The sequence below is a fragment of the Pantoea phosphatilytica genome (genome assembly GCF_051025615.1).
GTDB lineage: Bacteria > Pseudomonadota > Gammaproteobacteria > Enterobacterales > Enterobacteriaceae > Pantoea.
In genome coordinates, this window is record NZ_JBPFDF010000003.1 from 162,401 (window position 1) to 180,991 (window position 18,591).

16 protein-coding genes and 1 riboswitch are annotated in these 18,591 nt (G+C 58.2%); of the genes, 8 read left to right on the forward strand and 8 right to left on the reverse strand.

Annotation, left to right across the window (positions count from 1 at the left end; translation table 11 throughout):
* Window positions 1-250 precede the first annotated feature (250 nt).
* Both dnaG and rpsU read right to left on the reverse strand, forming a co-directional pair.
* On the reverse strand, window positions 251-1,996 hold the full coding sequence (gene dnaG, locus ACR6AS_RS13450) for a DNA primase (RefSeq protein WP_111142201.1): 1,746 nt from the start codon (window positions 1,994-1,996) through the stop codon (window positions 251-253).
* 118 nt (window positions 1,997-2,114) lie between these two features.
* Window positions 2,115-2,330, reverse strand: a complete 216-nt coding sequence (gene rpsU / locus ACR6AS_RS13455) for a 30S ribosomal protein S21 (protein WP_001144069.1) — start codon at window positions 2,328-2,330, stop codon at window positions 2,115-2,117.
* 277 nt (window positions 2,331-2,607) lie between these two features.
* Between rpsU and tsaD the strand changes: the two genes are divergently transcribed.
* Window positions 2,608-3,621, forward strand: a complete 1,014-nt coding sequence (tsaD, locus tag ACR6AS_RS13460) for a tRNA (adenosine(37)-N6)-threonylcarbamoyltransferase complex transferase subunit TsaD (RefSeq protein ID WP_111142200.1) — start codon at window positions 2,608-2,610, stop codon at window positions 3,619-3,621.
* A gap of 231 nt (window positions 3,622-3,852) precedes the next feature.
* Here tsaD and plsY read toward each other — a convergent pair whose 3' ends face one another.
* Window positions 3,853-4,458 (reverse strand): glycerol-3-phosphate 1-O-acyltransferase PlsY, encoded by a 606-nt coding sequence (gene plsY, locus ACR6AS_RS13465; protein ID WP_293774520.1) that lies wholly within the window; start codon window positions 4,456-4,458, stop codon window positions 3,853-3,855.
* A 108-nt stretch (window positions 4,459-4,566) separates the two neighbouring features.
* Between plsY and folB the strand changes: the two genes are divergently transcribed.
* On the forward strand, window positions 4,567-4,926 hold the full coding sequence (gene folB / locus ACR6AS_RS13470; RefSeq protein ID WP_111139909.1) for a bifunctional dihydroneopterin aldolase/7,8-dihydroneopterin epimerase: 360 nt from the start codon (window positions 4,567-4,569) through the stop codon (window positions 4,924-4,926).
* Window positions 4,927-5,117: 191 nt separating this feature from the next.
* Window positions 5,118-5,936: an undecaprenyl-diphosphate phosphatase gene (gene bacA / locus ACR6AS_RS13475; protein WP_111139908.1), complete on the forward strand. Its 819-nt coding sequence runs from the start codon at window positions 5,118-5,120 to the stop codon at window positions 5,934-5,936.
* Window positions 5,937-5,952: 16 nt separating this feature from the next.
* On the opposite strand, the gene ACR6AS_RS13480 is transcribed toward bacA, so the two are convergent.
* Window positions 5,953-7,185: a multifunctional CCA addition/repair protein gene (locus ACR6AS_RS13480; protein WP_434162496.1), complete on the reverse strand. Its 1,233-nt coding sequence runs from the start codon at window positions 7,183-7,185 to the stop codon at window positions 5,953-5,955.
* A 158-nt stretch (window positions 7,186-7,343) separates the two neighbouring features.
* A complete protein-coding gene (locus tag ACR6AS_RS13485) occupies window positions 7,344-7,964 on the reverse strand; it encodes a TIGR04211 family SH3 domain-containing protein (protein WP_111139906.1) in 621 nt (206 codons plus the stop codon).
* 271 nt (window positions 7,965-8,235) lie between these two features.
* Here ACR6AS_RS13485 and ACR6AS_RS13490 point away from each other — a divergent pair, with 271 nt between their 5' ends.
* From ACR6AS_RS13490 to hldE, 3 genes are all read left to right on the forward strand, one after another.
* Window positions 8,236-9,546 carry a CYTH domain-containing protein gene (locus ACR6AS_RS13490; protein WP_434162499.1) on the forward strand — a complete coding sequence of 437 codons (1,311 nt, stop codon included), beginning with the start codon at window positions 8,236-8,238 and terminating at the stop codon, window positions 9,544-9,546.
* A 33-nt stretch (window positions 9,547-9,579) separates the two neighbouring features.
* Entirely contained in the window at window positions 9,580-12,432 is a 2,853-nt protein-coding gene (gene glnE, locus ACR6AS_RS13495) for a bifunctional [glutamate--ammonia ligase]-adenylyl-L-tyrosine phosphorylase/[glutamate--ammonia-ligase] adenylyltransferase (protein ID WP_293774526.1), read from the forward strand.
* Window positions 12,433-12,502: 70 nt separating this feature from the next.
* Window positions 12,503-13,927, forward strand: a complete 1,425-nt coding sequence (hldE, locus tag ACR6AS_RS13500) for a bifunctional D-glycero-beta-D-manno-heptose-7-phosphate kinase/D-glycero-beta-D-manno-heptose 1-phosphate adenylyltransferase HldE (RefSeq protein WP_111139903.1) — start codon at window positions 12,503-12,505, stop codon at window positions 13,925-13,927.
* Window positions 13,928-13,969: 42 nt separating this feature from the next.
* On the opposite strand, the gene ubiK is transcribed toward hldE, so the two are convergent.
* On the reverse strand, window positions 13,970-14,359 hold the full coding sequence (gene ubiK, locus ACR6AS_RS13505; RefSeq protein ID WP_434162502.1) for a ubiquinone biosynthesis accessory factor UbiK: 390 nt from the start codon (window positions 14,357-14,359) through the stop codon (window positions 13,970-13,972).
* A gap of 171 nt (window positions 14,360-14,530) precedes the next feature.
* Window positions 14,531-14,688, forward strand: a riboswitch (FMN riboswitch).
* A 110-nt stretch (window positions 14,689-14,798) separates the two neighbouring features.
* On the opposite strand from ubiK, the gene ribB reads away from it, so the two are divergent.
* Both ribB and ygiD read left to right on the forward strand, forming a co-directional pair.
* Window positions 14,799-15,455, forward strand: coding sequence for a 3,4-dihydroxy-2-butanone-4-phosphate synthase (gene ribB, locus ACR6AS_RS13510; RefSeq protein ID WP_111139901.1), 657 nt, complete (start codon window positions 14,799-14,801; stop codon window positions 15,453-15,455).
* A gap of 219 nt (window positions 15,456-15,674) precedes the next feature.
* Window positions 15,675-16,460: a 4,5-DOPA-extradiol-dioxygenase gene (gene ygiD, locus ACR6AS_RS13515; protein ID WP_293774530.1), complete on the forward strand. Its 786-nt coding sequence runs from the start codon at window positions 15,675-15,677 to the stop codon at window positions 16,458-16,460.
* A gap of 184 nt (window positions 16,461-16,644) precedes the next feature.
* On the opposite strand, the gene ACR6AS_RS13520 is transcribed toward ygiD, so the two are convergent.
* Complete coding sequence (locus tag ACR6AS_RS13520; protein WP_111139899.1) at window positions 16,645-17,805, reverse strand: glutathionylspermidine synthase family protein; 1,161 nt, start codon at window positions 17,803-17,805, stop codon at window positions 16,645-16,647.
* A 7-nt stretch (window positions 17,806-17,812) separates the two neighbouring features.
* On the reverse strand, window positions 17,813-18,484 hold the full coding sequence (locus ACR6AS_RS13525) for a DUF1190 family protein (protein ID WP_434162505.1): 672 nt from the start codon (window positions 18,482-18,484) through the stop codon (window positions 17,813-17,815).
* Window positions 18,485-18,591 lie beyond the last annotated feature (107 nt).

The following is an 18,591-nucleotide window of genomic DNA, read 5'->3' on the forward strand; positions in this document are numbered from 1 at the left end:
ACAATAATCGGCACTTAAGCCGCTTGTATAAATTTTTGGTGGTACGGGCCTGGCTTACTCGCCATTCTGCTTCCCGGCAGTGCTCGCTCTCCTCACATACTTCCGTACGCTCCGGGAGCTGCGCGCTGGCGGTAACCAGACTGGCTTCGACGCCGACGGCCATTGAAATTTGTGCTGACGGCCTGGCTTAACGCTCCCGGCCTTAAAACAGCCACGCCGCCCATCTTCAGCGCGGGCAGCGTGCTAAAACTTATTTTCTGGCAAACGCCTGGCTGAGTGTCCAGAGCTCACGGCGCTCATCGGCGGTAAGCCCCTGAATGCGTTCACGCGCGATCAGAAACTCCAGTCGCTCTTCAAGCGCAGAATCGTAGATGCTGGCCAGCGAGTCCTGAAACACCGCTTCGGCTTCCTCATCTACTATCATGTGGTTCCAGATCGCCAGCGTTTCAAGCGTCTGACTAAAATTTGTCCCGCGATATAACTCTAGTAGCTGCCCGGTGGTCAATCCAGGATTCTCGTTACAACGCCCCACCAACTCGATAAAGAGCGGTAGTCCGGGCATTTTCGACTCCGACAGGCCATCCAGCGAGGGCACCATCGAGGCCAGCTGCGGATTCTGTACCAGCAGGGCGATAAGCACGCGCATGGTGGTACGTTTAAGCGGTGGCGCGACCGGCGCGGCGCCGCTGGCAGCCTGCTTTGGCATCAGCTTTTCAAGCTGATTGTCATCGAGGATCCCCAGCTTATTTCCCAGCTCCTGACGCATATAAATACGCAGGGTTTCACCAGGGATCTGCGTAATCAGCGGCAAAGCCAGCGTGCTCAGGCGCGCTTTTCCATCGCGTGAGCTCAGATCCACCTGCGGCAGCAGGCTATCAAATAAAAACGAAGAGAGCGGCATCGCCTGCTCCATCCTCGCTTCGAAGGCGGCTTTACCCTCTTTGCGCACCAGCGTATCGGGGTCTTCACCATCGGGTAAAAACATAAAGCGTAGCTGACGACCATCATTCATGTAAGGCAATGCGGTCTCAAGTGCGCGCCATGCGGCTTCGCGTCCAGCCCGGTCGCCGTCGTAACAGCAGATGACCGTATCGGTGCTGCGAAACAGCAACTGAATGTGTTCAGCGGTGGTTGAGGTGCCTAATGACGCGACAGCGTAATCTATGCCGTACTGCGCCAGCGCAACCACGTCCATGTATCCCTCGACCACAAGCAGGCGGGCAGGTTCAGGATGGCTCTTGACTGCTTCATAGAGGCCATAGAGCTGGCGGCCTTTATGGAAAATCGGTGTTTCCGGCGAGTTCAGATACTTCGGTGTTTCGTTACTCAGAACCCGACCGCCAAAACCGATAACGCGGCCACGCTTATCGCGAATCGGAAACATGATGCGATCGCGAAACCGGTCATAGGTCCGGCCTTTATCATTGCTGACCAGCATGCCCGCTTCCATCAATGACTCGCGATCTTCCGACTGCTTACCGAAACGCCTGAGAACGTTATCCCAGCCGGCGGGTGCGTAACCGATAGCGAAATGATTGATGACGTCGGCGCTCAGGCCACGACGGTCTAAATAGTCGCGTGCGGGCTGTGCACTGGACTGCTGCAGACCCTGCTGATAAAACCCGTTCAGGTTCTCCATCAGCTGGTACAGGCTCTGGCGCTGATGGCGTTCCATCTGGCTGGGCCCGCTGCCTGCTTCGTAAGGCACGTCTAAACCGTGGGAAGTGGCTAACTCTTCAATTGTTTCAACAAACTCCAGTCGGTCGAAGTTCATTAAAAAGTCGATAGCGTTACCGTGGGCACCACAGCCGAAACAGTGATAGAACTGCTTTTCGCCGTTTACGGTGAAGGAGGGCGTTTTTTCATTATGGAAAGGACAGCACGCATGGAAATTCTTACCCTGCTTTTTCAGCTTAACGCGGGCATCGATAAGATCCACGATATCCGTGCGGGCAAGTAAATCGTTGATAAATACGCGTGGAATTCGTCCAGCCATACGCCCCAGATTTTCAGCTCATAAACGGCAACAAGCCGCGCTTCCTTTCGGAAAGCACGGCCTTTTACTTGACTCTGTCTGCGTGAATCACGCAATGGAGGCGAACCTCCGGAACGACTTAGTACAGACGAGTGCGGCGTGCGTTTTCGCGAGCCAGTTTCTTGGCGTGACGCTTAACTGCTGACGCTTTAGCGCGCTTACGTTCGGTAGTCGGTTTTTCATAGAACTCACGACGACGAACTTCAGCCAGAACGCCTGCTTTCTCGCAAGAACGTTTGAAGCGACGCAGTGCTACGTCAAATGGCTCGTTTTCACGTACTTTAATTACCGGCATGTAACTCTCACCTCGATAAAATTCGGTTTTGCTGCTGACTGCGGCGCCAGCACATTTCAAAATGGTGCAGCATTTTACTCCAACTCACGTCGGTTTGTAAAGCACCATGGATAATTTGAAACCAACAGGAGCGTTTGCCTGTGCGGCTGCCGGTTTTTCCAGGGGCGGGAGTATAGCGCACTCTTTAGCCGACAGAAAATGACTTTTTACGCCGGATGCCTGCGCTGCTCATCCCATTGCTGTGATAAACTGCTCGCCGCAAGAATGAGGTGATGCAATGCGAATTCTGGGTATTGAAACGTCGTGCGATGAAACCGGCATCGCAATCTATGACGATGAGGCCGGATTACTGGCAAACCAACTCTACAGCCAGGTAAAACTGCATGCCGACTACGGCGGTGTGGTGCCGGAACTGGCCTCACGGGATCATGTGCGGAAAACCGTGCCTCTGATTCAGGCGGCGCTGAAAGAGGCGAATCTGACGCCGCAACAGATTGACGCGGTGGCGTACACCGCCGGGCCGGGCCTGGTCGGTGCGCTGCTGGTTGGCGCAACCATCGGCCGTGCGCTGGCGTTTGCCTGGAAAGTGCCTGCCGTGCCGGTTCACCATATGGAAGGCCACCTGCTGGCACCGATGCTGGAAGAGAATCCACCGGCATTTCCGTTTGTGGCACTGCTGGTGTCGGGTGGACATACACAGCTGATCAGCGTCACCGGCGTCGGTGAATATGAACTGCTGGGCGAATCGATCGATGATGCCGCCGGTGAAGCCTTCGACAAAACGGCGAAGCTGCTGGGCCTGGATTATCCGGGCGGGCCTATGCTGTCGAAGATGGCGCAGCAGGGTACGGCAGGGCGCTTTACCTTCCCGCGCCCGATGACCGACCGTCCGGGGCTGGATTTCAGCTTCTCCGGCCTGAAAACCTTTGCCGCCAATACCATCCGCGCCAATCCTGACGACGAGCAGACCCGCGCAGACATCGCCCGCGCCTTTGAAGATGCGGTGGTGGATACGCTGTCGATCAAGTGTAAGCGGGCGCTGGATCAGACCGGCTTTAAGCGTCTGGTGATTGCAGGTGGCGTCAGCGCCAACCGCACCCTGCGTGAGCAGATGGCGGTCATGATGCAGAAGCGTGGCGGTGAAGTCTTCTACGCCCGCCCGGAGTTCTGTACCGATAACGGTGCGATGATCGCGTATGCGGGCATGGTGCGGTTAAAAGGCGGCACGCGCGGCGAGCTGAGCGTCAGTGTACGACCACGCTGGCCGCTGGCGGAACTGCCCGCCATCTGAAGAGCGGGTTTCAAAAAAAACTGGCCACAACGGATAAGCGCAACGCGCAGGAAACCGGGTCAGAAGAGAAAGGCAGCGCCTGGCGAAAAACGTCAGGCGTTTTCATATAACGCCCTGTGCTGGCCCGGTTACGGGCAACGCTCAGGGATGAAGTGCGCGGTTTTTATCTCCTGCCGATCTGCTCCGGCACCCCGGGCTGTCACGGTCACGAACCACCGCTCATCTGCAACCTTACGGCTGCGATTTCTTCTTACGCTTCCAGATCTTGCCTTCCTGTCCCCGCCACAGCCGCTGAATATTGTCGTGATGACGCAGCAGGATCAGGCAGGAGAGCATAGAAACCGGGAAGGTGAACTGCGGTTTGAACCACCAGACATAGAAGGGTGCGATCAGCGCGCTGACAATCGCGCCCAGCGAAGAGTAACCACTCAGTAACACCGTCAGCAGCCAGGTACCGGTTACCAGGCCGGTCAGGTCCCAGCCAATCGGCGCAATGGCCCCGAATGCCGTCGCCACTCCTTTGCCACCGCGGAAGTGAAAGAACACCGGGTAGATGTGACCCAGACAGGCGGCAATCGCCGTCAGACCAAGATAAAACGGTGTCACATGCAGCAGATACGCCAGCCAGACCGGCACCATCCCTTTCAGCACATCAAACACCAGTACGCTGGCGGCGGCGCCTTTGCCGCCCAGACGCAGGACGTTGGTTGCCCCCGGATTGCCGGAACCCTGTGTGCGGGGATCGGGCAGGCCTGCGAGTTTGCAGATCAGAATCGCACTGGAAATCGAGCCGCAAAGATACGCGAAAATAATCATACCAAGCGCGAAAGCACTCATAACACCGTACCGTTTCCTTTAGGGTCGTTTTGATCTCATCAACCGTGGATAATACGCATAATCCGCCGGAAGTGGTATCCGGCTCAGCCAAAAACAGAGACTCTCATCATGGATATCGTATTTATAGAACAACTCACGGTGTTCACCACCATTGGCGTTTACGACTGGGAACAGGGCATACAGCAGAAACTGGTGCTCGATGTCGAAATGGCCTGGGATAACCGCCTGGCGGCCCGCAGCGACGACGTCAGCGACTGTCTCAGCTATGCCGATGTCGCGTCGGCGATCCTGACCCATCTGAACGGCAGCCGTTTTGCGCTGGTAGAGCGTGTGGCTGAAGAAATCGCGGATCTGTTGATGAACCGTTTCAGTTCGCCTGGCGTGCGTATAAAGGTCAGCAAACCGGGCGCGGTGGCCCAGGCGGCGCAGGTTGGCGTGCGAATTGAGCGCGGGACTATTCCTAAATAATCTGGATGTGATTGCCATCACAATGAAACCAAACCAAATTACTGTCTGTCATAGCGTGAGCCGTTTCGTTACAGCAGGCGAAAAAGGGCAGGACCTTAAGGTTTAATTCAGGCTGGGCGCGGCATATTTAAGGCGATAGCAACGGGCTACCGCCTTTTTAATGGTTTTGAAACAGATAGAGGGAACATTTGATGGCAGATATTCATCAGCTTTGGGTTGCTGCAATCCTGGGCATTGTGGAAGGGCTGACCGAGTTTTTACCGGTCTCTTCCACCGGCCACATGATTATAGTGGGTCACCTGCTGGGCTTTGAGGGTGAAAAAGCCGAGACCTTTGAGGTAGTAATCCAGTTAGGTTCGATTCTGGCCGTCGTGGTGATGTTCTGGCGTCGTCTGTTTGGCCTGATCGGTATCCATTTTGGTGAAGTCAGACACGAGGGTGTGGGCACCGGACGTCTGTCGCTGATCCACATCCTGCTGGGTATGATTCCGGCGGTGGTGATCGGGCTGGTACTGCATGATCAGATTAAAACGCTGTTTAACCCGATCAACGTGATGTATGCCCTGGTGGTCGGCGGTGTGCTGCTGCTGGCTGCGGAATTCCTCAAGCCTAAACAGCCGAAAGCGGTAGGCGTTGATGACATTACTTATCGTCAGGCGTTCATGATTGGCTGTTTCCAGTGCCTGGCGCTGTGGCCGGGCTTCTCCCGCTCCGGTGCCACTATCTCCGGCGGGATGCTGATGGGCGTGAGCCGCTATGCCGCGTCCGAGTTCTCCTTCATCCTGGCGGTGCCGATGATGATGGGGGCAACCGTACTGGATCTCTATAAGAGCATCGGTTTCCTGACGATGGCTGATTTCCCGATGTTCGCGGTAGGCTTTGTGACGGCGTTTATCGTGGCGATGATCGCGATTAAAGTCTTCCTTGAGCTGATCAAACGCATCTCCTTTGTCTCGTTCGCTATCTACCGCTTTATCGTGGCGGCTGCGGTTTACGCCCTCTTCATGTAAACCTCAGGGCAGCCTGCTAGTCAGGTTGCCCGCTCGTCAGACCCTGCGCGACGGCCGCTATGCGCCGTCGCGTTAACTCTTCCCGAACGTCCGCCCCTTTGAATCCCGCTTCGATCACCGCTTTCGTCGGCACCGCCTGGGCCAGTGCAAACGCACGACGCAGATAATCTCCCTGCGGATAGGCCATGCTCTCCAGCCCGGCGCGTCCGCGCGCATCCGCTTCGCTGGTCAGCGCCATCTGCTCCACACGCTGCGGCTTGCGCCAGGCATCAATCCGGTCGAACAGTCCCACGAGTGACGCCGGCGATTGCCGTTCAATGGTGTGGACGATGTCGTGAAACTCGGTGACGATCAGCGCCAGGTCACGCATCGCATTCGGCACGCGCAGGCGCTGGCAGAGCGCCGCGACCAGCGGCACGCCCGCCAGACCGTGGCCGTGATGGCTGGGCCACAGTTCGGGCGGCGTCAGCGCCTTGCCGACATCATGGAACAGCGTGGCGAAGCGCACATCAATCTCATCGGAGAGGGCGGCGGCCATCGCCAGCGTCATCAGCGTGTGCACGCCGGTGTCGATCTCCGGATGCCAGCGGATCGGCGCAGGAACGCCAAACAGGTTGTCCAGCTCCGGGAAGAGGACCTTCAGCGCACCGCAGTCCCGCAGCACCTGAAAATAGACCTGCGGATTGCGACTGCCGAGCGCCTTTTCCGTCTCTTTCCAGACCCGCTCTGCGGTAAGATTCGACAGCTCGCCGCTCTCTGCCATCTGCTGCATCAGCCGCTGGGTTTCCGGGGCGATACGAAAGTTAAGGTGGGCAAAGCGCGCGGCAAAGCGTGCCACCCGCAGCACCCGCAGCGGATCTTCGCTGAAGGCGTCAGAAACGTGACGCAGCAGGCGCAGAGTAATATCGCGCTGGCCATGATAGGGGTCGACCAGCGCGCCCTGTTCATCCTGTGCGATCGCATTGATGGTCAGATCGCGGCGCTGCAGGTCCTGCTCCAGCGTCACGTCGGGCGCAGACCAGGTCACAAATCCGGTGTAGCCTTTCCCGTTTTTCCGCTCCGTTCGCGCCAGCGCATACTCTTCGCGGCTTTTGGGATGCAGGAAAACGGGAAAATCGCGACCGACCTGTTGATAACCCTGCTCAAGCATGGCCTCGGGCGTGGATCCCGTCACCACCCAGTCTTTGTCTGTCACAGGCAGATTCAGCAGCGCATCTCGCACCGCACCGCCAACTAAAAAGGTCTTCACGCAAAACTCCAGAGAAAGAGAAATGACCTGCACGCCGGGCGTGTCCTGCGCCTGAAATCAGCAATGCATCTCATTTCATTGTTGCACAGATTCCCCGGATTGCAGACATGCCAAAAAGGGGATCAGTCGATCCCCTGTGTTAATCCGGTGAAAGGGTGTCAGTTCATCCAGCGATCGCTTTTCTTGCGGCGCGGCAGCATATGCGGCAGCAGCAGGCCCAGCAGAAGACCTACGCCGAGCACGCCGCCGCCATACATAAACCACTGCATAATGATGGTGCGCTGCTTGTCATCCAGCTGAACGTTCGCCGCGCTGACTTTCTTCTGCGCCACGATCAGCTCATTTTTCAGCTTCTGGTTTTCGCCTTTCAGCCCATTGATGACGCCATCGCTGCTGGCGACTTTGTTCTGCATTTCTGCGGTGCGCTGGTTCCAGCTGTTGTCGATGTTATCCAGTTTTGCCGTCAGATCTTTCACCTGCTGCTCAAGCTGAGGCACACGGGTGCGCAGGCTCGGACTGGCGCTGAGCTGTGACAGCGGGATCCAGGTGGTGCGGCCTTCTGAATCACGGATCTGGCCATAATGCGTGTCATTGTTGGTCTGCAACAGCTGCACCTCTTCCCCGGCATTCAGCTTACCGAGCAGGCGAAACTGGTCGCCAGGTCCACTGCGGACCCAGGTCGAGAGTTCATCAGAAACGTAACGTTTTTCGTCGGCATGGGCAGGTGCAAGGGTGCTGAGGGCCAGCAAAGTGAGTCCGGCAAGTGTGATTTTTTTCATTCGATTTCGTTTGGCTTAGTCTGACTAAAATTTACCGGCACAGTCTGGAGAGGCCTCACATAAATCTGAATGAGAACTATCCTGGTCTCATCAGAGTGCGAAAAGGTCTGCGAAAGAACAAAGAAAGCAGAGACAGCGCGGCTTCTGTGCATTAATCTTCGCCTGATAACCCCCTGCCATCCGGGCGGCAGCGTAACTAACCCGCTGATAATCGCCTGAAATATGCAGGAAACACCCTCTTTAGTGCCAGCAGCGTAGTGAATAAAAAATTATGACCATCGAAATCGAACTAAAGTTCATTGCAACATCACAGGCAGCCGGGAAACTGGCTGAACGACTCTCCACGTTGCCGCACCAGCATCAGGCTGCACGCGAGCTGACTAACATCTATTTCGAAACCGATGATAACCAGCTGCGGCGCTGGGATATGGGATTACGCATCCGTGGCGTCGATCAGCGTTATGAGATGACGCTGAAAGCGGCGGGCCAGACGCTCGGCGGACTGCATCAGCGCCCGGAATATAATGTTGAGCTCAGCGAGCCGGTGCTGGACATCGCGCGCCTGCCCGGGGCGATCTGGCCAGAGGGCACCGATGTCGCGGCGCTGCAGCAGCGTCTGCAGCCGCTGTTCACGACCCATTTTCAGCGCGAAGTCTGGCTGGTCACCACCGGCAACAGTGAAATCGAAGTCGCCTTTGATCAGGGCGAGGTGACGGCGGGCGAGCTGAGCGAACCGCTGTGTGAGATCGAACTGGAGCTGAAACGCGGCGAACGCCAGGATCTGCTGGCATTTGCTCAGGAGCTGGTGGCGCTGGGTGGTCTGCGCATGGGCAGCCTGAGCAAGGCCGCCCGTGGCTATCAGCTGGCGCTGGGCAATCCGCCACGTCAGAGAGTGGCGTTTCCGCTGCTGAAAGCGGGAGCCAAAGCCACCATCGAGCAGGGCATGATCGCCGCAATGTCAGCCGGTCTCCAGCACTGGCAGTATCATGAAGAGGTCTGGCTGCGCGGGAATGCGGCGGCGCAGGATGCGGTACGTGAAGCCCTGGACCTGCTGCGTCAGGCGTTCAGCCTGTTTGGCGCGCTGGTGCCACGCAAAGCCAGCAGCGCGCTGCGTCAGCAGCTGACCACACTGGAAGAGACGCTGGTTAACGAAGAGCAGGAAGCAGCCTCGTTCTGCTTATCCTCCCTGTCGGTGGAGACGCAGCTGGCGCTGACGCACTGGCTGGCTGAATCGCAGTGGCGTCAGTGGGTCGACGCCAAAGGCGAGGCCAAGCTGCAGGGATCGTTCAAACGCTTCAGCGATATCATGCTCAGTCGCGTTAATGCCGATCTGCGTGAGACCTTCGTTACGGTCAGACAGCCAAACGAATATCAGGATAAAGCTACCCGGCTGGCGCGTCAGCTGCTGACAGTGCATCTGCTGGCCGGATCCTATCCCACCGAAACCGTGATGGCCTGGCTCGAACCCTGGCAGCAGCTCCTTTCCGCCATCCACGAGAAGCAGTCATCTGGTTTAGCCTGGCTGGCGACACAGGCGCTGAAACAGTCACCATTCTGGCTCACCAGCGGCGCTGGCCGCTGACGGGCATCCGTTTTGCCATCTAAGGAGGGAGTTATGTTGTCAGCACTTCCCGCGTTGCTTCGCGACCAGGCTGAAAAGGCCGCCCGGCTGCTTGGTGTTCCACTGAATTCGCTCAGCCCTGAACAGGCCGCCGGGCTGGCGTTCAGCGATTTTGTTCTGGAAAACCTGCAACAACATCCCGACTGGTGGCAGACGATGCGGGACCAGCCGCCTCAGCCCGACGAATGGCAGCACTATTCCGGGTGGCTGAATGAGGCCCTGAGCGGTATCGACAGCGAAGCGAGTCTGATGCGGGAGCTGCGGCTGTTCCGCCGCCGGATGCTGGTGCGCATCGCGTGGATGCAGGCGCTGCGGCACGCGACCACCGAACAGAGCCTGCAGCAGCTCAGCCTGTTAGCCGAAGTGCTGATTAGCCGGGCGCGCGACTGGGTCTGGCAGGCGTGCTGTCAGGACTTTGGCACGCCCTGCAATGCAGAGGGGGAGCCGCAGCCGATGCTGATCCTGGGCATGGGCAAGCTGGGTGGGGGGGAACTCAACTTCTCGTCTGACATCGACCTGATTTTTGCCTGGCCGGAGAATGGCACCACGCGCGGCGGACGGCGTGAGCTGGACAATGCTCAGTTTTTCACCCGCATGGGCCAGCGGCTGATCAGGGTGCTGGATCAGCCCACGATGGATGGTTTTGTCTATCGGGTGGATATGCGGCTGCGGCCGTTCGGCGACAGCGGCCCGCTGGTGATGAGCTTTGCCGCGCTGGAAGATTACTATCAGGAGCAGGGTCGTGACTGGGAGCGCTACGCGATGGTGAAGGCGCGCCTGATGGGGGACGATCACGACCGCTGGAGTCTGGAGCTGCAGCAGATGCTGCGGCCCTTTGTTTATCGCCGCTATATCGACTTCAGCGTGATCCAGTCGCTGCGTAATATGAAAGGGATGATCAGCCGTGAAGTGCGGCGACGGGGACTGAAAAACAATATCAAACTGGGCGCGGGCGGCATCCGTGAAACCGAGTTTATCGTGCAGGTCTTCCAGCTGATCCGTGGTGGACGTGAGCGTTCACTTCAGTTGCGTGCGCTGCTGCCGACGCTGGAGGCGATCAAAACCCTGGCGCTGCTGCCCGCAGAACAGGTCGATGCGCTGCGGGAAGCCTATCTCTTCCTGCGGCGGCTGGAAAATCTGCTGCAAAGTCTGGGTGACGAACAGACGCAGACCCTGCCAGAAGATGAACTGCATCGCGCACGGCTGGCGTGGGCGATGGAGTGCCCCGACTGGGCGGCGCTGATGACAGAGCTCGACAGCCAGATGGCGGCGGTGCGGGCCATCTTTGATGAGCTGATTGGCGAAGACACGCCCGATATCGACGATCAGCGTGAGCTGGCAGAGTTTCAGGTGCTGTGGCAGGACCAGCTGGAGGATAACGAACTGGCCCCGCTGGTGCCGCAGTTCAGCGACGAAAACCGTCAGACGCTGCACCAGACGCTGGAGGCGTTTCGTCAGGATATCAACCGGCGCACCATCGGACCGCGTGGCCGTCAGGCGCTGGATCAGCTGATGCCGCGCCTGCTGAGCGAAGTCTGTCCGCGTGACGATGCGGCGGTGACGCTCAGCCGCCTGACCCCGCTGCTGCTGGGCGTGCTGACCCGCAGTACCTATCTGGAGCTGCTGACCGAATATCACGGTGCGCTGCGCCATCTGATTCGCCTGTGCGCCGCCTCCCCGATGGTCGCCAGCCAGCTGGCCCGCTACCCGCTGCTGCTGGATGAACTGCTCGATCCGGCCACGCTCTATCAGCCCACCGCCACCGATGCCTATCGCGATGAGCTGCGGCAGTATCTGCTGCGCATCCCCACCGAGGATGAAGAACAGCAGCTGGAAGCGGTAAGGCAGTTTAAGCAGGCGCAGCATCTGCGTATCGCGGCTGCCGACATCGCCGGCACGCTGCCGGTGATGAAAGTCAGCGATCACCTCACCTGGCTGGCGGAAGCGATTATCGAATCCGTGGTGCGCCAGGCGTGGCATATGATGGTGCAGCGCTACGGTCGTCCTTCTCATCTGATCAATGAACATGAGCGCGGATTCGCGGTGCTGGGCTACGGAAAGCTGGGAGGCTGGGAGCTGGGCTACAGTTCCGACCTCGATCTGGTCTTCCTGCACGACTGTCCGGCCGATGCCGTCACCGACGGGGAGCGCAGCATCGATGGCCGTCAGTTCTATCTGCGCCTCGCCCAGCGCATCATGCATCTGTTCAGTACCCGCACCTCGTCCGGGATTCTTTATGAGGTTGATGCGCGGCTGCGTCCTTCCGGCGCGGCGGGCATGCTGGTCAGTACCTTTGAGGCGTTTGAAGAGTATCAGCGCAGTGAAGCCTGGACCTGGGAGCATCAGGCGCTGGTCCGCGCGCGCGTGGTCTTTGGCGAAGCGGCACTGAGCGAGCGCTTCAACGCGATTCGTCTGGCGATCCTGTCGCTGCCGCGTGCCGCCGGGATCCTGCAGACCGAAGTGCGCGAGATGCGAGAAAAGATGCGCGCTCACCTCAGCAACAAACACAAAGGGCGCTGGGATATTAAAGCCGACGAAGGCGGCATCACGGATATTGAATTCATCGCCCAATATCTTGTCTTACGCTACGCCGCCGATCAGCCAGCGCTGACGCGCTGGTCTGATAACGTGCGCATTTTCGAGCTGATGGCGAAGTTTCAAAAAATGCCTGCCGATGAGGCGCAGGCCCTGACGCAGGCGTATGTGACGTTGCGCGACGCACTGCATCATCGCGCCCTGCAGGAGCTGCCTGGCCACGTTGAGCCAGAGGCGTTTGCAGCGGAGCGGCAGACGGTGCTGAACAGCTGGCAACGCTGGCTGGTCGCGCCGTCTTCTATCCTGGCGTGAGGCTGATAGCACCATTCGCAACTGTGCTATCATCCGCGCACTATTTTTAATGCAGTCTGGAGTGTCTGGAATGAAAGTGACTCTGCCCGCGTTCGGCCAAGCCTCAGTGCTGGTTGTTGGCGATGTAATGTTGGATCGTTACTGGTATGGCCCAACCAGCCGTATCTCCCCTGAGGCACCGGTGCCGGTGGTGAAGGTGGACACGGTTGAAGAGCGTCCTGGCGGGGCGGCAAACGTGGCGATGAACATTGCAGCACTCGGTGCCGCGTCACGCCTGATTGGCCTGACCGGTGAAGATGATGCGGCGCGCGTGCTGAGTAACACGCTGAAAGACGTTAACGTTCACTGTGACTTCGTTGCGGTAAAAAGCCATCCGACGATCACCAAACTGCGCGTACTCTCCCGCAATCAGCAGCTGATCCGCCTCGATTTTGAAGAGGGTTTCGAACAGGTTGATCCGGAGCCGATTCATCAGAAGATGCGTGAGTCTCTGGCGGCAGCGGGTGCGCTGGTGCTCTCCGATTATGCCAAAGGCGCACTGAGCAGCGTGCAGACCATGATTACCCTGGCACGCGAAGCGAAGGTGCCGGTCCTGATCGATCCGAAAGGCACCGATTTCGCCCGCTACCGGGGCGCAACGCTGCTGACGCCGAATCTCTCTGAGTTCGAGGCCGTTGTCGGCAAATGCAAAAGCGAAGAGGAGATTGTGGCGCGCGGGATGCAGCTGATTGCTGATTTCGACCTCGCTGCGCTGCTGGTCACCCGCTCCGAAAATGGCATGACGCTGCTGCAGCCGGGCAAAGCGCCGTTACATCTGCCGACTCAGGCGCAGGAAGTGTATGACGTGACCGGCGCCGGAGATACGGTCATTGGCGTACTGGCGGCAGCGCTGGCGGCGGGTGACTCGCTGGAAGAGGCCTGTTTCCTTGCCAATGCCGCCGCCGGTGTGGTGGTGGGTAAACTGGGTACGTCGACCGTCAGCACCGTCGAGCTGGAGAATGCGATCCACGCCCGTCCGGAGCAGGGCTTTGGCATCATGACAGAAGCGCAGCTGAAAGCCGCCGTCGAGATGGCCCGCCGCCGTGGCGAGAAAGTGGTGATGACCAATGGCGTTTTCGACATCCTGCACGCCGGGCATGTCTCCTACCTCGCCAACGCCCGCAAGCTGGGCGATCGGCTGATCGTCGCGGTCAACAGCGATGCCTCGACAAAACGTCTGAAAGGGGAGAGTCGCCCGGTCAATCCACAGGAAAACCGGATGATCGTGCTCGGCGCGCTGGAGGCGGTCGACTGGGTTGTGGTGTTTGAAGAGGACACCCCGCAGCGCCTGATTGCCTCCATTCTGCCGGACCTGCTGGTAAAAGGCGGGGATTACAAGCCGGAAGATATCGCTGGCAGCAAAGAAGTGTGGGCAAATGGCGGTGATGTGCAGGTACTGAACTTTGAAGACGGTATCTCCACCACCAACATTATCAAAACCATTCGCGGCAGTTGAAGCAACGACTGAGCGGGAGCCGCCAGGCTCCCGCCTGAGCACTTATTCTGACTTGTTTTCCGGCACAGGTTTTACCACGTCGGCAACCGGTGGCGGAGAGACCGCAGGTGAGGTCGCTACCGCAGCCGCCGGGGTCACGGGGGTGGCTGTAACGGCCGGAGCGGCTGCCGCTGGCGGCGTACCGGCTGAGGAGCCCCGGCTTTCCAGCTGAGCCAGGCGCTGCTCCAGCGCCGCCAGCTTCTCCCGCGTACGCAGCAAGACCTGGGTCTGCACATCAAACTCTTCACGGTTGACCAGATCCATTCGGGTCAGCTGCGCCTGAAGAACCTGACGAATTTTCTTTTCGACATCATCCCCAAACTCACGCACACCTTTAGGCATCGCGTCGTGAACCTGACGGGCAAGTTGTTCAATTTTTTTCGTGTCGATCATGATGATTTCCTGGTTACGGGGAGCTGTGTCAGCGTGTTTACCAACGTAATAAGTGTTAAGTGTAATGCCAGAAATGAAAAGGATAAACCTCAAATCCGTAACGCAGAAAATGCAAAAGCAATTGCGCTATTGACGATTGCCGCTTCAGACATTCAGCGTTATAGTTGAACTGCTTATTCTCAGGGCGGGGCGCAATTCCCCACCGGCGGTAAATCAGCTTCGGCTGAAAGCCCGCGAGCGCTTTATCTCGCTGAAAAGAGGGGTAAAGGTCAGCAGATCCGGTGTAATTCCGGGGCCGACGGTTACAGTCCGGATGGGAGAGGGTAACGACATCTGTCGGACAATTGTGTCTGCTTCACGTTATTGCCACGTCTTTTTGACGTCACTCCTAAGCACGCCCTGATTCTGGTAACCCATACATATTAAGGTTTTTATTACCATGAATCAGACGCTACTTTCTGAATTTGGCACGCCTGAACAGCGTGTAGAACGTGCTATCGCCGCCCTGCGTGAGGGACGCGGTGTGATGGTACTCGACGATGAAAATCGTGAAAACGAAGGCGACATGATCTTCGCCGCAGAAACCATGACCGTTGAACAGATGGCACTGACGATTCGTCATGGCAGCGGCATCGTCTGCCTTTGCCTGACGGAAGAGCGTCGCCAGCAGCTTGATCTGCCGATGATGGTGGAGAACAACACCAGCTCCTTTGGCACCGGCTTCACTGTGACCATCGAAGCGGCAGAGGGCGTCACGACCGGCGTTTCCGCGCAGGATCGCATCACCACCATCCGCACGGCGATTGCCGATGATGCAAAGCCGGCCGATCTGCATCGTCCTGGTCACGTCTTCCCGCTGCGCGCCAGCGAAGGTGGGGTCCTGACCCGTGGCGGCCACACAGAAGCGACCATCGATCTGGTCACGCTTGCAGGCTTTAAGCCCGCCGGTGTCCTGTGTGAACTGACTAACGATGACGGCACCATGGCGCATGCGCCTGAAGCGATTGCGTTTGCCCGTCAGCATGAGATGCCGGTCGTTACGATCGAAGATCTGATCGCCTGGCGTCGCACGCACGAAACACGCCACGCCAGCTGATTACCCGGCTGCAATAAAACAGGCCTGCGGGCCTGTTTTTGTTTCTGCAGCACACGCCTGTCGCGCTTTCCTCCTCTTCCTGCTGTCCGCCGCCTGGTTAACAACATCGCGCTTTTCATTCAAATTTCCTGACGATCTTCATCATGCTTATCCGCGTGATCCCGGCATAAATGCGCGTATCGTAGTGAGCATAAAACAACCGGATCCCGGAGTTCACGAATGAGTCAGTTACGTATGCCAGCGCTGTTTTTGGGTCACGGCAACCCGATGAATGCTCTTGAAGAGAACCGTTACACCGCCGCGTGGCGTCAGGCTGGTGACACGCTGCCACGCCCGCGCGCGATTATTGCGGTTTCGGCGCACTGGTATACGCGCGGCACCGCCGTCACCGCCATGGCGCAGCCGAAAACCATTCATGATTTCGGGGGATTTCCCCAGGCGCTGTTTGATACGCGCTATCCGGCACCCGGATCGCCGGCGCTGGCGCAGCAGCTGGTGGAACAGTTAGCGCCGGTGGCGGTGAAGCTGGATCATGAATGGGGACTGGATCATGGCACCTGGGGCGTCCTGATAAAGATGTATCCGGATGCCGATATTCCGGTGGTGCAGCTCAGTATCGATGGTACCCAACCCGCCGCATGGCATTTTGAGATGGGGCGAAAACTGGCTGCGCTGCGCGATCAGGGCGTAATGATTGTCGCCAGCGGCAACGTGGTGCACAACCTGCGAAAAGCGCACTGGAACGGCAGCAAAGATATCTATCCCTGGGCCAGCGGCTTTGTACAGTTCGTTCGCGATAACCTGGCGGTGCAAAGCGATGCCGCGTCACATCCGCTGGTGAACTTTATGGATCATCCTGACGCCGCGCTCTCCAGCCCGACGCCTGAGCACTATCTGCCGCTGCTCTATGTGCTGGGCGCACGTCAGCCGGATGACGCCATTACCATCCCGGTTGACGGGATAGAGATGGGGGCCATCAGCATGCTGTCGGTTCAGGTCGGTTAAGCAGAGAATCGTGAGCAGGGACAGAAGCGGAAAACGCCCTGCGGCCTGAAGAGCACGCCTGGCGTTTCTGAACCACATCGCACGCGTACCCACCCAGGGCTGAGTAGGCGCGGGCAGGCGTGCCTGAGTTTCTCGGCTTTCCGGGCTGCCGGCACCAGCCCGTATTTACGTTAATCGTGGTGCGTCAGCCGATAAAGGCGTGCGGATAGAAGCGGGAGAGATCCTGTGTGATCAGATCGCGATCCTCACGCAGACCAATACCCGCCGGTTGATCGTCAATCAGCCAGCTGCCGATCAGCGTATAACTGTCGCCAAATTTTGGCAGCGGATGGAACTGCTGGACGATCATTCCCTCTTCGCCATAAGGCCCCTCCACCCGGGCGATCTCCTGACCGTTTTCCACGATGCGGATATTAGCGCCTTCACGGGAAAACAGCGGCTTGACCACATATTTCTCCATCGGCGGAACCTCATCTTCCGCAAACCAGGCGGGCAGCAGGTTAGGGTGATTCGGGAACATCTCCCACAGCATCGGCAGCAAGGCTTTGTTCGAGATAATGCTCTTCCAGGCCGGTTCCAGCCAGCGCACGCCAGCATCTCCCAGCTTGGTTGAGAACATCTCGCGCAGCATGAATTCCCACGGATAGAGCTTGAACAGGTTACTGATCACCTGATCCTGAGCGTCGGTAAATTCCCCTTTTTCACCCAGGCCAATCTCATCGATGTAGAGAAACTCACCCGGCAGTCCCGCTTCGCTGGCGCAATCCTGAAGGTACTGCACGGTTCCGCGATCTTCATCGGTGTCGCGGCAGCAGGCGAAGTGCAGGAGGTTAAACCCGTGCTGCTGATGTAAGTCGGCAAAACGCTCGATCAGCTTCTCCTGCAGGCTGTTAAACTGGTCGCTGCCTGCGGGTAACTGACCCGCGTTGAGCTGATCTTCCAGCCAGAGCCACTGGAAGAAAGCCGCTTCATACAGCGAGGTCGGCGTATCGGCATTGTTTTCCAGCAGTTTGACCTCGCCTTTTCCATCCCAGGCGAGATCGAGGCGCGAGTAGAGCGAAGGCTGGCGCTGACGCCATGAATCGCGCACAAAGTCCCAGGTATGCTTAGGAATGCGGAATTTCATCAGCAGCGCCTCGCTGTTGACCACTTTCTCCACCACCTGCAGGCACATCTGATGCAGTTCAGCGGTCACCTCTTCCAGATGTTCGATCTGCGCCAGCGTGAACTGGTAATAGGCATCTTCACACCAGTAGGGTTCACCATGCATGGTGTGAAAGCGGAAACCGAACTCGGTAGCTTTTTCGCGCCAGCCGGGGCGTTCTGAAATGGCAATGCGTTCCATCGGGGCGTCAGCCTCCCATTGAGCGGCTGGAGTTGCCGGTGGCGCTGCTGCGCTGCATGCTGTTCTGCTTCGCAACGGTTTCACCGAAGCCACCGCGGGTGATGGTCGAGGTGGTTGCCGGTTTCGGGGCCAGCGCCGTTTTCGGTACGGTCATGCTTTTACCCGACGTCGCCGGGCCATAGTTGCGGCCGGACGCATCCACAAACTGACCGTTGGCCGGGCTGCGGGCCGTTTTAGGCGAGAACAGCGGCTGCTGCGCAAAGCCAGAACCACCGCCCATCATACGGCCCATCATGTAACCGGCCATGAGCGGCATCCAGAAGCTGCCGCCACTCTGCTGAGATTCTGCATTAGTGGTGCCCACGCCCGCCTGAGCCGGCGTCTGCTGGCACTGATTCTCACCAAATTCCGCAACGCAGTCTTCACGCGTGGCATATTTTGGCGCGGTGCGTTCGGCCTCTTTTTTGGCCTCATTGAAGGCGGTGGTGCACTGTGCGCTCTGGCCCGGATTGGCTTTGGAACAGTCATCCGCGTTCTGGTACATCGACACCGTTTCATCGTTCTGTTCGCAGCCGGCCAGCATAAAGACAGCCGAAACAGCGAAAGCAACGGGCGTTAAATGGCGTGCCTGCCAGCTCTTACGAAAAGCGGCATAGCGAATAGATTTTGTGCGTTTCATTATGATTATCCTGTGCCCAAAGGTAGGGCATAGAATAGGGGATGGGGGGGTAAAATTGAAGCTGAAGGCCTGATGCAGCAGGGATCTTTACTTAGTTATACGTTCAG